We start from the raw sequence: 13,268 nt of genomic DNA on the forward strand, positions 1-13,268 counted from the left end.
TAGCGGTGCTTACCAGTTTTTCTTGGGTTTTCCGCTTTTGAAAGCCGTTCTGGGTTTGTCGTCCGACCTGAATTCCGAGCGCGGAGGGAAGTCTCGCCCACCGGAAGGCTTGTCATCTCTGGCAAACGCGCGTTTCGGTGGCGCGTCGCCGAAGCTCCTTGCCGAACGGTCAGGAGAGTAAGGCTTACGGGCCGGTGTTTCGCCTGACGGGGTGCGACTGCTCCGTTCGAAACTCCCGCTGCGGTCATCCTGACGACGCGGCCGGTCTTCAAAGCTGCGGGGACGCTCGCTGCTGCGCTCAAATTCGCGGCGCGGCGGTTGATCACCACGGCCGCGAGGCGAAGCGAATGTGTCGCTTTCCCGGTTGCTTCGCGTAGGTAGCCTGTCTTCATAAGCGTCGCGCGGCCGGTGTTCGCGTGGAGCCCTGGTTTTTTCGTAGCGTTCTCCCTCGGCCAGCGGGCGGATGTTGATAGCCTGGCCCCGGACGCGAGTGCGCTTGAGGACGCCCAGCAAAGGCTCGGGCAGGCGAGGCAAGTCGACAGTACTGAACTCATCGAAGAGGTCGATCTGGCCGATCATGCGGCCGTCAATTCCGCCTTCGTTGGCGATGGCGCCGACGATTTCCTTGGGCATGACGCCGTGTGCACGCCCCACCTCGATACGGTAACGCTGAGTCTGGCTATCCTGTCCGAAATCGTGGCGGGGGGCACGCTCGCGCGGCGCCCGTTCTTCGCGTTCAAAACGCTGCGGTCGGCTGTCCTGGTCGCTGCGTTCGGTGAAGCTGCCGCCGTCGAATTTTCTCGGGGCGTCTGCCGGTGCGGTGGCGACATCCCATCCGCGACCGTGTTCCTCGACTTTCAGAGGCCGCTCTTTCTGTGCCATGAAGAGCAGCGCGGGCGCGATGTCTTCGAGTGTCAGGTCATTTTCCTCGGCAAGCTGATCCAGGACCTCGCCGAAATACTGCATGTCCTCCGCTTCGATTGCGTCCAGCACCTTCTGCTTGAGCTGGGCGATGCGCCGGCCCTCCACGTCCTCACGTGTCGGCAGAGAGATCTGCTCGATCGGCTGACGAGTTGCCCGCTCGATGGCGCGCAGCATGCCCCGCTCACGCGGCGCGACAAACAGAATCGCGACTCCCTGACGGCCTGCGCGACCCGTGCGGCCGATACGGTGGACATAGGCCTCGGTGTCATAAGGGATGTCGTAATTGATGACGTGGGTGATGCGCGGGACGTCGATCCCGCGCGCCGCAACGTCGGTGGCAACCAGAATGTCCAGAGTGCCAGCCTTCAGTTGCTCGATCACGCGCTCACGCATGCCCTGATTCATGTCCCCGTTGATGGCCGCTGCGGCATAGCCCCGGGCCTCGAGCTTGTCGGCGAGCTCTTCGGTTGCAATCTTCGTACGAACAAAAATGATCGCGGCGTCAAAACTGTCTTCGACTTCGAGAATCCGGGTGAGGGCATCCAGTTTGTTGACACCTCGAACCTGCCAGTAGCGCTGGGTGATGGCTGCCACGGTGCTCGTGGACGCCTTGATCTTAACTTCCTGGGGGGACTTCAGATAGGTATGCGCGACGCGGCGGATGGCGTCAGGCATGGTCGCCGAAAACAGCGCGGTCTGACGAGTGTCCGGCGTGTGCTTGAGAATCCATTCCACATCGTCGATGAAGCCCATGCGCAACATCTCGTCCGCTTCGTCCAGAACCAGTGCCTTGAGCGCGGTGAGGTCGAGGCTTTTTCGCTCCAGGTGGTCCATGACGCGGCCCGGGGTGCCGACGATGACTTGGGCGCCGCGCTGAAGCTGGCGAAGCTGAACCACCATGCTCTGCCCGCCGTAAATCGGCAGGACATGAAAGTCGCGGAGATAGCGCGCGTACTTCTGGAAGGCTTCGGCGACCTGAATCGCGAGTTCGCGGGTCGGCGTCAGGACAAGTATCTGGGGGCTGCGGATCGCGGGGTCGAGCCGCTCGAGCAGGGGCAGAGCAAAAGCGGCGGTCTTGCCGGTGCCAGTCTGGGCTTCGCCCAGGATATCCCCGCCTGTCAGCAGGTGAGGGATGCAGGCTGCCTGGATGGGAGAGGGGGTTTCATAGCCCACGTCCGCGAGCGCGCGCAGGATAGGCGCGGAAAGCTCGAGAGCAGAGAAGGTGTCGACAGTGTCTGTCATGTTCTTTTTCCGGATATTTGCGCAGAGTGCGCGAGAAAAGGGGGAATGGCGCTATTGTCCCGCTTTTGCAGGATGATTGCCGGATTATTGCGCCTCAGGCGCTTGGTATGCTGTTCTGTCCTGGGTATGAGCGGCGCGCTGCCTGAGTTTTCTTGCATACCAGAAAGTCCAGAGTGTCAGTGCCGCTGCAAATGCGTAGCCCGCGGGTGGCATGAGCGCCAGAAAGCGCGCGGGTGGCCACTCCAGCGCGGCCCAGATACGGAGGCCCGCCTCGAAGGTGAGGCCGATACCCCATACCAGCGTCATCACTCGCAAGCCATGATGCGCCATTGCTGACTGGCTCCACGCGTTGAAGCGCTCACGGCCTTCCTGTCCATTCTGGCGGAGCATGGTGGCGCGCGCCAGGTAAAACACCAGCGGTCGCCCGGTCAGCAATGAAACCAGAAAAGCGGCTCCGATCAGCCCGGAAATCAGGGATTCGCGAACCAGCAGAATCCGGGCGTCGCCACCCAGCACCATGGCCAGCACCGATAGCACGATGCCGCCGAGCACCAGCGTGCTGAGAGCATCCAGACGGCGATGAAGGAAGAGCTCTCCGACGCTCCATGCGACAGCGGGGAATGAAGAGGCTATCAGAGCATACAGCTCGCCATGAGCAGGTTCGGTGATTGTGAAAACCAGCCAGGGCAGGAACAGATTGCAGCCGAGTTCGGCCAGCAGTTTTATGCGTTTCTTCACGGCGAGCAGTTCAGAACGGAGCAGGGGAGTGAAACTCGCAGAGCGAGCCGGTGCGCGGATGAGGAAATGCCAGACGTTCCGCATGCAGGAGCAAGCGGGGCGCTGCGAGGCGCCAATCGGCAGGTGCGTAGAGCTTGTCGCCCAGGATGGGGTGGGCAATCGCCATCATGTGGACCCGCAGCTGATGTGATCGCCCGGTGACGGGTTCGAGTTCGACGCGACTGGTGCCGCTCGCGCCGCCCGAGGAAACGACGCAAAAGTGTGTGCAGGATGGCTTGCCGGTCTCGTGGTCAACTTTCTGCAGAGGCCTGTTGGGCCAATCCGTGATGAGGGGCAGATCGACCGTGCCACGAGAGGTATTGAAATTACCCGCGACGACCGCCAGATAGCGCTTGAAGACCCGCCGCTCTTCGAAATGAGCGCTCAGGCCGCGATGAGCCTCCGGATTGCGCGCCATCACGATGAGACCGGATGTTTCCATGTCGAGCCGGTGTACCGTGAGTGCTTCCGGAAACGCGCGCTGAACGCGGCTGGCCAGGCAATCGGCCTTGTCGCTGCCGCGCCCCGGCACCGACAGCAAGCCGGCTGGCTTGTCGAGGACCAGATAGTCCTCATCGATTTGAACAAGCGGCAAGCCGGTGGCAGGTGGCGGGGAATACGGTGGAAATTCTGGACGCATGCCGGATTCTATCGTGACGATAGGTTGCCTGCGCTTCGCTATTCTTGACCGAATTACTCGGAAATTGTATTCTTGATAAAAACAATCAAGTATTAATCCGGAGCCTCTGCTGCGCCACGCGGGCGGATTCCGGCCCTGCAAGCCCACAGAGAAACGGAGAAGCCATGCGCCTCACCACCAAAGGTCGATTTGCCGTGACCGCAATGATTGATCTGGCGCTGCGCCAGGACAAGGGTCCGGTTACCCTCGCTGGCATCAGCGAGCGTCAGAACATTTCCTTGTCTTATCTCGAACAGTTGTTCGGCAAGCTCCGCCGGCACCAACTGGTCTCCAGCGTCCGCGGCCCGGGCGGTGGCTACTGCCTGGCTCGCCAGATGGGCCAGATCACGGTGGCAGACATCATCATTGCGGTCGATGAGCCGCTTGATACGACTCAGTGCGGTGGCAAGGAGGACTGTCAGGGGCAGCCGCATCATCGCTGCATGACCCATGATCTGTGGACCAACCTCAATCGCCGCATGTTCGAGTATCTGGAGTCTGTCGACCTCGAAGCCCTGGTGGTCCAGGCGCGTGCGCGTGAAAATCCGAACGAGGTGGTGGTGCTCTGCGACGAGTTCCGCCGTAACAAGGGTGAAGCCGAAATCGCGGCTTGAGCGCTCTGATGTTTGCACCGGCCTACCTTGATCACAACGCAACCACGCCGCTTGACGAGCGCGTGCTGGATGCCATGTTGCCCTGGTTGCGAGAGCGCTTCGGCAATCCCTCCAGCCGCCATGAATATGGCCGGCGCACGCGCGATGCCATCGATCGGGCTCGGCAGCAGGTGGCGGCCGTCGTGAATGCCCAGCCGGGAGAAGTGATTTTTACCAGCGGTGGGTCGGAGGCCAACAATCTCTTTCTCAAGGGAGCGGCAGCCTGTCTTCCCAAGGGGCGGCTGGCCGTTGGCGCCGGTGAGCATCCCTGCGTGCGGCAGCCTGCGCAACAACTGGCGCGAGCCGGGTGGCAGGTGCAGCAACTGGCGCTGAATCCGGCAGGGCAGATTGATCTTGAGGCCGTGAGCAGGCTGATGGCTGGTGACGCACCGCTGCTCATGTCCGTCATGCTCGCCAACAACGAGACCGGCGTGATCAACGATGTGGCGGGGTTAGCTGTTCTGGCACGAGCACAAGGGTGTCTGCTGCATACCGACGCTGTTCAGGCCCTGGGCAAGCATCCGGTGGATTTTCGCAGCCTTGGAGTGAACGCACTCACGCTGTCGTCTCACAAGATTCATGGGCCCTTGGGCGCGGGGGCGTTGATCCTTGACAAGCGCGTCGAGCTTGAAGCCCAGATTGCGGGCGGTGGTCATGAGCGGGGCCTGCGCTCGGGGACGGAGAACGTGGCCGCGATCGTTGGGTTCGGCAAGGCGTGCGAGATCGTGATGGACGAGATGAGTCGCCGCACGGCGCACATGCGCGACTTGCAAGCGCGTGTCGAGCAGGGGCTGACGGCGCTTGGTGCCGTCGTATTTGGTGCGGCGGCTCCGCGTCTGCCCAATACGAGTTTCTTCGCCTTTGAAGGCATCGACGGGGAGACGCTGGTGGCCAGACTCGACCGGGCTGGCTACGCGCTGGCCAGTGGCGCGGCCTGTTCGTCGAGCAACCCGGAACCCTCGCGAAACCTGCTTGCGATGGGCGTGGTGCCGGAGCTTGCGCGATGCGCGGTGAGATTGAGTACAAGCTGGACCACTGAGTCCAGGGATATTGACGGCGCGCTGAATGCGCTTGCGACAACCGTGAAAGAATTGAAAAACCTTACCGCCATGGCGGTATGAAAAACAGGGAAGCCCCCAGGAGCACAGAATGAAATACCCGATTTATCTCGACTACTCCGCAACGACGCCGGTTGACCCCCGTGTGGCCCAGAAAATGATTCCCTGGCTGACCGAGCAGTTCGGCAACCCGGCGAGTCGCTCCCATGCCTATGGCTGGGACGCTGAGGCGGCTGTCGAGGAGGCTCGCGAGCACGTAGCGGCGCTGGTAGGCGCGGATGCGAAAGACATCGTCTGGACCAGCGGTGCGACCGAGTCGAATAATCTCGCCATCAAGGGTGCTGCGAATTTCTACAAGGCCAAGGGCAAGCATCTGATCACCGTGAAGACCGAGCACAAGGCCGTGCTCGATACGATGCGCGAACTGGAGCGCCAGGGCTTTGAAGTCACATACCTGGATGTTCAGGAAGACGGCTTGCTTGATCTCGAAGCCTTCAAGGCCGCGCTGCGTCCGGACACGATTCTGGTTTCGGTAATGTTCGTTAACAACGAAATCGGCGTGATTCAGCCGATCGCCGAAATCGGTGACATCTGTCGTGAGCGCGGGATCATCTTTCATGTGGATGCGGCGCAGGCAACCGGCAAGGTCGCGATTGACCTGGCAACGCTCAAGGTGGATCTGATGTCTTTCTCGGCCCACAAGACTTATGGCCCGAAAGGCATTGGTGCGCTTTATGTACGACGCAAACCGCGCGTGCGGATCGAGGCTCAGATGCACGGTGGCGGCCATGAACGCGGCATGCGTTCCGGAACGCTTGCGACGCACCAGATCGTCGGGATGGGAGAGGCTTTCCGCATTGCCCGTGAGGAAATGGCTGAGGAAAACAAGCGCATCGGCGCCTTGCGTGACCGGCTCCTGAAAGGCTTGTCGGATATCCAGGAAACCTATGTTAACGGTGACCTGGTGCATCGCGTTCCGCACAACCTCAATATCAGCTTCAACTATGTGGAAGGCGAGTCGCTGATCATGGCGGTCAAGGATATTGCGGTATCCTCCGGCTCGGCTTGTACTTCGGCCTCTCTCGAGCCGTCCTATGTGCTGCGTGCATTGGGGCGTTCGGACGAACTCGCGCACAGCTCGATCCGCTTCACGATCGGTCGTTTTTCAACGCAGGAAGAGGTCGACTTCACGATTGACCTGCTCCACAAGAAAATCGGCAAGCTGCGCGAACTCTCCCCTCTCTGGGAAATGGTCCAGGAGGGCGTGGATCTGAACACGGTGCAGTGGGCTGCACACTGATTATCCTGCTTGTTGCAAGGGGGCAACCCCGACACGCGATGGCGTGACCAACAAACAGGGACCTGACAGGAGATTTGAAAATGGCTTACAGCGAAAAAGTACTGGATCACTACGAGAACCCCCGCAACGTGGGCAGTTTCAGCAAGGACGACGGCTCGTCGGTCGGCACCGGCATGGTGGGCGCGCCGGCTTGTGGCGATGTCATGAAACTGCAGATCAAGGTCAATGAGGCGGGTGTGATCGAAGACGCCAAGTTCAAGACCTACGGTTGCGGATCGGCCATCGCTTCGAGCTCTCTCGTGACCGAGTGGGTCAAGGGCAAGACCCTGGACGAAGCGCTCAATATCAAGAATACGCAGATCGCCGAAGAACTCGCGTTGCCGCCGGTAAAGATCCATTGCTCGATCCTTGCCGAAGACGCCATCAAGGCAGCCGTCGAGGACTACCGCAAGAAAAACGAAAGCAAGTGAGCTGACATCATGGCCGTTACCCTTTCAGAAGCCGCAGCGCGGCATATCAGCAAGTTCATTTCGAAGCGTGGAAAAGGCATCGGTGTCCGGCTGGGTGTCAAGACGACCGGCTGCTCGGGCATGGCCTACAAGCTTGAATACGCAGACGAGAGCGGTGCCGAGGATCTGGTCTTCGAAAGCCAGGGCCTCAAGGTGATCGTTGATCCCAAGAGCCTTCCCTACATCGATGGCACGGAACTCGATTTCGTGCGCGAGGGGCTCAACGAAGGCTTCAAGTTCAACAATCCCAATGTCGCCAATGAGTGCGGCTGCGGCGAGAGCTTCACGGTCTAGTCGATTCCGGAGGGTTTCCGGGTTGCATTCCAGGCCCTGAAGCGCTCCGGCCACTTTCACGCTGCGGACATGCCGGGCCATTGATCGGCCGGCTTCTACATCATGCAAGAGTATTTCTCGCTGTTTGGCTTGCCGGAACGCTATATGCTGGATCTGAGCCAGCTCGACACCGCGTACCGCAACGTGCAGGCTCAGGTTCATCCGGATCGCTTTGCCCATCGTCCCGAAGCCGAGCGTCGCGTCGCCATGCAATGGGCCACGCACGCCAACGAAGCCTTTCGCACGCTGCGCAATCCGATCGGGCGGGCGCGCTACCTTCTCTCCCGCCGTGGCGTGGAAATCGACGGCGAACGCAATACCGCGATGTCCAGCGCTTTCCTGATGCAGCAGATGGAGTGGCGGGAGTCGGTCGAAGAGGCGCAGGGCAATATCGATGAGCTCGACCGGCTCAATCGCGAACTGGCGCGGGACGAGCGCGTCATGCTCGACGACCTTGCCCGCGCGCTCGATGAGAGCGCCGATCTCGTGACCGCAGCCGAACTTGTCCGCCGGCTGATGTTCATGGAAAAACTGCGTCAGGAGATTTCCGACGCATTGTCACAACTGGAAAATTGATGGCTCTTCTTCAGCTCTCCGAGCCGGGTGAATCGCCTGATCCCCATCAGCAGCGATTTGCCGTTGGCATCGACCTCGGCACGACAAATTCCCTGGTGGCGACCGTTCGCCACTCGATTCCCGAATGCCTTCCGGGAGAAGGCTGCGGCGTGATTCTGCCCTCTGTCGTACGCTATTTCAGGGACGGCCACACGGTCGTGGGCGCCGAGGCGCTGGCCGCCCAGGCGGCGGATCCCCGCAACACCATCGCCTCGGTCAAGCGCCTGATGGGGCGCGGTCTGGCCGACGCAGACGCGGGCATGCGGGCCCGTTATGACCTCATGGACTCCGGCGCCATGGTGAGGCTGAAGACCATCGCAGGCCCGCGCACGCCGGTCGAAGTCTCCGCCGAAATTCTCAAGGTCTTGCGCGCGCGTGCCGAAGCGACGCTCGGAGATGACCTCGTCGGGGCCGTGATCACTGTTCCGGCCTATTTCGATGATGCGCAGCGCCAGGCGACCAAGGATGCGGCGAAGCTGGCCGGCCTCAACGTGCTCCGCCTGCTCAACGAGCCCACCGCCGCCGCCATCGCCTACGGCCTGGATGAAGCAGCGGAGGGCGTTTACGCGGTCTATGACCTGGGTGGCGGCACTTTCGATTTCTCGGTGCTGCGCCTCTCGCGTGGGGTGTTCGAAGTGATGGCCACCAGCGGTGACTCTTCCCTGGGCGGCGACGACTTCGATGAAGCGCTGGCGCATTGGCTCGAGCAGCAGATTCATGGAGTCGATCTGGATTGCTCCAGTTCGCGGGCGCTGCTGGTCGAGGCTCGTCGCGTCAAGGAAGCCCTGACCACTCAGGCGAGCGTTGTGGCCCGTGTGCCCGTTGCGACCGATGGCGTGCGGGAAGTCACGGTGAGTGTCGAGCAGTTCCATGCACTGACCGCAGGGCTGGTCGATCGCAGTCTGCTACCCGTTCGCAAGGCGCTGCGTGACGCGGGCCTGGGATTTGAAGACATCGAGGCGGTGGTCATGGTGGGTGGCGCCACCCGCATGCCGCACGTCCGCACCGCTGTGGCGAAGCTCTTTGGCCGTGCGCCCCATACCGACATCGACCCGGACAAGGTTGTTGCCATCGGTGCCGCGATTCAGGCCAATGTTCTGGCCGGAAATCGTCGTCCGGGTGAAGACTGGTTGCTGCTGGACGTGATCCCGCTCTCGCTCGGTCTTGAAATGATGGGCGGGCTGACGGAGAAGATCATCACCCGGAACTCCACCATTCCGGTGGCCAAGGCGCAGGACTTCACCACCTTCAAGGATGGTCAGACGGCCATGGCGATTCATGTGGTGCAAGGGGAACGAGAACTGGTGCAGGACTGCCGCTCACTCGCCCGCTTCGAGCTCCGGGGCATTCCTCCGATGCCGGCTGGCGGCGCCCGGATCCGGGTGACCTTCCAGGTGGACGCGGATGGTCTGCTCTCCGTCAGCGCGCGGGAGCAGACAACCGGCGTCGAGTCGCATGTGCTGGTCAAACCCAGCTACGGCCTTTCGGATGAGGAAATTGCCGGCATGCTCAAGGCGGGTTACGACAATGCCGCGCTCGACATGCAAGCCCGTGCCTTGCGTGAGCAGCAGGTTGAGGCCGAGCGCCTGATCGAGGCGACCGAGCAGGCCATGAAGGAAGATCCTGATCTGCTCGGCACGGATGAACATGCCGCCCTCGATGCTGCCATTGCACGGTTACGAGCGCTGATTGCGGGCCCGGATCATCAGGCAATCCGTGTCGGGATTGATGCGCTCTCCGCCGCGACCGGCAACTTCGCCGCCCGGCGCATGGACAAGGCGATCCGCAAGGCGCTGACCGGCAGCACCGTGGATTCGCTCTCCCTTTGATCGAGGACTCCTGATGACCCAGATCGTTGTACTTCCCCATGCGGAACTCTGTCCCGACGGCGCGGTGATCGATGCCGAGCCCGGGACCAGTATTTGCGACGCCTTGCTGCAGAACGAAATCGAAATCGAGCATGCTTGCGAGAAGTCCTGCGCGTGTACCACCTGCCATGTCATTGTCCGTGAAGGCTTTGCCTCGCTTGAGCCGGCGGATGAACTGGAAGAGGATATGCTCGACAAGGCCTGGGGTCTTGAGCCGCAGTCCCGTCTCTCTTGCCAGGCCAAGCTCGCGGAGATTCCGCTGGTCGTGGAGTTGCCGCGTTACACCCTGAACATGGTCAGTGAGGGCAGCAAATGAAGTGGACGGATACGCTGGAAATCGCGATTGCGCTCGCCGATGCGCATCCTGATGTCGATCCCGCCCGGATCAATTTCGTGGATCTGATGAAGAAGGTTCAGGCCTTGCCGGAGTTCGACGACGATCCTGCACGCTGCGGCGAGCGTATTCTTGAAGCGATCCAGGGCGCCTGGATCGAAGAGCTGGCCTGATCAGTCCGCTGTTTCGTTGATGTTGAGCCAGTACTGGGCCAACTGGCCCAGTGCCGCCAGAAAACGCTCGAAGTCGACCGGTTTGCGCACATAGCTGTTCGCACCGAGCGCATGGGCTTCATGGATGTCTTCGGGCCGGCGCGACGTACTCAGAACCACGACCGGCACATGCCGGGTGTGCTCATCGGCGCGAATGCGCCGCAGGACTTCGCGACCATCCAGCCGGGGCAGCTTGAGGTCCAGCAGGATGACTGCGGGCGTTCTGGCAGGATTGCGGGTCGAGTGAGCGCCGGTCGCGAAGAGATAGTCCAGCGCTTCCTGTCCGTCCCGTGCCACTACGACCGGATGATCGATTTCGGCCTTCGCGAATGCCCTCAGCGCCAGGGCTTCATCGTCCGGATTGTCTTCAACGAGGAGTATCGGGCGCTTGGTCGGCATCGATCGGTCGTGAGCAAAACGCGCATCCGGGCAGGTTTCCGGTTCGGGCGGCGCGGGCTCAGGTAGCCCGCTTGGACGATTATAGGGATAGTGCCCGCAGGCTGGCGCCGCCGCCGAACCCCGGCGGCGGATTTTCAGGCGGGCAATTGGTCGGCGCGCAACAGGAAGACCTTTTCTTCCTCGCTGGCATTGGTGAGCCACACGAACTCGAGTTCGGGGAAGGCGGCTTCAACCAGATCACGGTTGTGGCCGACCTCGACAACCAGAATGCCGTCGTCGGTCAGGTGCTTTCTTGCGCCGGCAATGATCCGGCGAACGATATCCAGCCCGTCGTCTCCCGCAGCAAGCGCCATGCGCGGCTCGTGCAGATACTCTTCCGGCAGGACCTGCATGGCGTCTTCCGTGACATAGGGCGGGTTGCTCAGGATCAGTTGATAGCGCTCCTCACCCAGCGCGCCGAAAACATCGGATTCGATCAGGCGGACCACCTCCTCCAGCCCGTAATCGGCCACGTTCTGACGCGCCACGTCGAGGGCATCAGGCGACAGGTCGATGCCGTCGATCCGGGCCGACGGGAAGTAATGGGCCATCAGGATCGCCAGGCAGCCGCTGCCGGTGCAGAGATCCAGCGCATGGGTGACGCCCTCCGGATCCGCAATCCAGGGTTCGAAACCTTCGCGCAGCAACTCGAAGAAATAGGATCGCGGCACGATCACGCGCTCGTCTACGAAGAAGCGGAATTCGCCGAGCCAGGCTTCCTTGGTGAGGTAAGCCGCAGGAATCCGTTCCTCGACACGGCGCTGAATGACATCCAGCACCTCGATGCGTTCGTCAGCAGGGATGCAGGCATCAAAGAAGGGTTCGAGTCTGTCGATCGGCAGATGGAGGGTGTGCAGCACCAGGTAGACCGCTTCGTCATAGGCGTCCACGGAGCCGTGTCCGAAAAAGAGCCGGGCCCGGTTGAACTGGCTGGTCGCGTAGCGGATCAGATCGCGTACGGTCACGAGTTCGTCATGCGGGCCGTGGCTGTGTTCATGGTCCTCATGGTCGCAGTTCTCGCCGCATTCATGATCGTGTTCGTGTGCTTGCATGGTGTGCTTTCAAAATGAAGGCGGCGCCTACAGGCGCCGCAGATCAATGGAGTGTGCCGGAGATCAGCTGGTTTCGTCCATGTGCAGCGTAAAGGAGCTGAACGATGCGCCGTCGTCTTCCACCGGATCAAACTCCGCGATGGTATCCAGAACAGGCGAGGCCTTCTTGTTGACCTCGGAATCGGTCGGCGCATTGTTGACCAGCCAGGAGAAGTTCGTGGGCGAGTCGGAGTTGGCCAGGGCTTCTTCCAGAGTAATCGAATCGGACTTGTAGAGCCGGTAGAGGTCCTGCTCGAAGGTTTGCGATCCGGGGGCGAGGGATTTTTCCATCGCCTCGCGTACGTCGCCGAACTCGCCACGCTCGATGAGTTCGGCAATATGGCGTGTATTCATGAGGATTTCCGCTGCGGGAATCCGTGAGCCGTCGGGTTTCTTCACCAGCCGTTGCGAAATGATGCTCCGCAGCGAGACAGCCAGATCAAGGTAGAGCAGAGGCCGGTTTTCCAGCGGATAGAAGCTGGTGATGCGGTTGAGCGCGTGGTGAGCGTTGTTGGCGTGGAGCGTGGCCAGCACCAGGTGGCCTGACTGCGCGTAGGAGATCGCAGCCTTCATGGTTTCCAGATCACGGATTTCGCCGATGAGGATGCAGTCAGGCGCCTGGCGCATCGCGTTCTTCAGCGCGTCTCCCCAGCTGTGGGTGTCGAAGCCGACTTCGCGCTGGTTGATCACCGACTTCTTGTGCCGGAACAGGTATTCGATCGGATCCTCGACCGTCAGGATGTGCCCGGCGACATGGCCGTTCCGGTAGTCCAGCATCGACGCGATGGTGGTCGACTTGCCCGAACCCGTGGCCCCCACGACGAGGACCAGGCCGCGCTTCTCCATGATGATGTCGTTGAGCGCGGAGGGCAGGTTCAGCGTTTCGAGCGCCGGAATTTCGCCCTGGATGAAACGCACCACGATGCCGACGCTGTTGCGCTGCCAGAAGAAGTTGATCCGGAAATTGCCCAGTCCGCGGCGGGAGAACGAAATGTTGAGTTCCCGGTCCCGCTCGAAGAGCGTGATCTGTTCGGGATTCATGATTTCGTAAGCCATCCGCTGAATGACAGCGGGATCCATGACCTGCTGGTTGATGGGGATGACGACACCATCGATCTTGATATGGATCGGCGCACCGGCGGACACGAAAATGTCCGAAGCACGTCGTTCTGCCATCAACTGGAACAGCTTGTCGAAAATCATTCAGTTTCTTCCCTGCCGCAAAAACCGTTTCA

General features: G+C 61.2%; 15 protein-coding genes. 9 read left to right on the forward strand and 6 right to left on the reverse strand.

The window, feature by feature from the left end; all coding sequences use genetic code 11:
- Positions 1-9: 9 nt before the first annotated feature.
- From ABDB87_RS11085 to ABDB87_RS11095, 3 genes are all read right to left on the reverse strand, one after another.
- A complete protein-coding gene (locus ABDB87_RS11085) occupies positions 10-2,166 on the reverse strand; it encodes a DEAD/DEAH box helicase (protein WP_345926922.1) in 2,157 nt (718 codons plus the stop codon).
- Positions 2,167-2,250: 84 nt separating this feature from the next.
- Positions 2,251-2,904, reverse strand: coding sequence for a VC0807 family protein (locus ABDB87_RS11090; RefSeq protein ID WP_345926924.1), 654 nt, complete (start codon positions 2,902-2,904; stop codon positions 2,251-2,253).
- A gap of 10 nt (positions 2,905-2,914) precedes the next feature.
- Positions 2,915-3,583 carry an RluA family pseudouridine synthase gene (locus tag ABDB87_RS11095; protein WP_345926926.1) on the reverse strand — a complete coding sequence of 223 codons (669 nt, stop codon included), beginning with the start codon at positions 3,581-3,583 and terminating at the stop codon, positions 2,915-2,917.
- A gap of 164 nt (positions 3,584-3,747) precedes the next feature.
- Between ABDB87_RS11095 and iscR the strand changes: the two genes are divergently transcribed.
- From iscR to iscX, 9 genes are all read left to right on the forward strand, one after another.
- Positions 3,748-4,236 (forward strand): Fe-S cluster assembly transcriptional regulator IscR, encoded by a 489-nt coding sequence (iscR, locus tag ABDB87_RS11100; RefSeq protein ID WP_345926928.1) that lies wholly within the window; start codon positions 3,748-3,750, stop codon positions 4,234-4,236.
- An 8-nt stretch (positions 4,237-4,244) separates the two neighbouring features.
- Complete coding sequence (locus ABDB87_RS11105; protein WP_345926930.1) at positions 4,245-5,396, forward strand: cysteine desulfurase family protein; 1,152 nt, start codon at positions 4,245-4,247, stop codon at positions 5,394-5,396.
- A gap of 28 nt (positions 5,397-5,424) precedes the next feature.
- Positions 5,425-6,633, forward strand: a complete 1,209-nt coding sequence (locus ABDB87_RS11110) for an IscS subfamily cysteine desulfurase (protein WP_345926932.1) — start codon at positions 5,425-5,427, stop codon at positions 6,631-6,633.
- An 80-nt stretch (positions 6,634-6,713) separates the two neighbouring features.
- The gene (gene iscU, locus ABDB87_RS11115; RefSeq protein WP_345926934.1) at positions 6,714-7,103 is read left to right on the forward strand and encodes a Fe-S cluster assembly scaffold IscU; all 390 of its coding nucleotides are present in this window, start codon (positions 6,714-6,716) and stop codon (positions 7,101-7,103) included.
- A gap of 9 nt (positions 7,104-7,112) precedes the next feature.
- On the forward strand, positions 7,113-7,436 hold the full coding sequence (gene iscA, locus ABDB87_RS11120; RefSeq protein WP_345926936.1) for an iron-sulfur cluster assembly protein IscA: 324 nt from the start codon (positions 7,113-7,115) through the stop codon (positions 7,434-7,436).
- A gap of 102 nt (positions 7,437-7,538) precedes the next feature.
- Positions 7,539-8,051, forward strand: a complete 513-nt coding sequence (hscB, locus tag ABDB87_RS11125) for a Fe-S protein assembly co-chaperone HscB (RefSeq protein WP_345926938.1) — start codon at positions 7,539-7,541, stop codon at positions 8,049-8,051.
- Positions 8,051-9,919: a Fe-S protein assembly chaperone HscA gene (gene hscA / locus ABDB87_RS11130; protein WP_345926940.1), complete on the forward strand. Its 1,869-nt coding sequence runs from the start codon at positions 8,051-8,053 to the stop codon at positions 9,917-9,919. Before hscB ends, hscA begins: the two co-directional genes overlap by 1 nt.
- A 13-nt stretch (positions 9,920-9,932) precedes the next feature.
- A complete protein-coding gene (fdx, locus tag ABDB87_RS11135) occupies positions 9,933-10,274 on the forward strand; it encodes an ISC system 2Fe-2S type ferredoxin (RefSeq protein WP_345926942.1) in 342 nt (113 codons plus the stop codon).
- On the forward strand, positions 10,271-10,465 hold the full coding sequence (iscX, locus tag ABDB87_RS11140) for a Fe-S cluster assembly protein IscX (protein WP_345926944.1): 195 nt from the start codon (positions 10,271-10,273) through the stop codon (positions 10,463-10,465). Before fdx ends, iscX begins: the two co-directional genes overlap by 4 nt.
- On the opposite strand, the gene ABDB87_RS11145 is transcribed toward iscX, so the two are convergent.
- The 3 genes from ABDB87_RS11145 to ABDB87_RS11155 form a co-directional block, all read right to left on the reverse strand.
- Positions 10,466-10,903 carry a response regulator gene (locus tag ABDB87_RS11145; protein WP_345926946.1) on the reverse strand — a complete coding sequence of 146 codons (438 nt, stop codon included), beginning with the start codon at positions 10,901-10,903 and terminating at the stop codon, positions 10,466-10,468. It abuts the gene before it with no gap.
- 134 nt (positions 10,904-11,037) lie between these two features.
- Positions 11,038-11,994: a 50S ribosomal protein L3 N(5)-glutamine methyltransferase gene (gene prmB / locus ABDB87_RS11150; RefSeq protein ID WP_345926948.1), complete on the reverse strand. Its 957-nt coding sequence runs from the start codon at positions 11,992-11,994 to the stop codon at positions 11,038-11,040.
- A gap of 63 nt (positions 11,995-12,057) precedes the next feature.
- Entirely contained in the window at positions 12,058-13,236 is a 1,179-nt protein-coding gene (locus ABDB87_RS11155; protein ID WP_345926950.1) for a PilT/PilU family type 4a pilus ATPase, read from the reverse strand.
- Positions 13,237-13,268: the final 32 nt, after the last annotated feature.

Origin of the sequence: Uliginosibacterium paludis, from assembly GCF_039631355.1 — a bacterium.
Classification (GTDB): Bacteria; Pseudomonadota; Gammaproteobacteria; order Burkholderiales; family Rhodocyclaceae; genus Uliginosibacterium; species Uliginosibacterium paludis.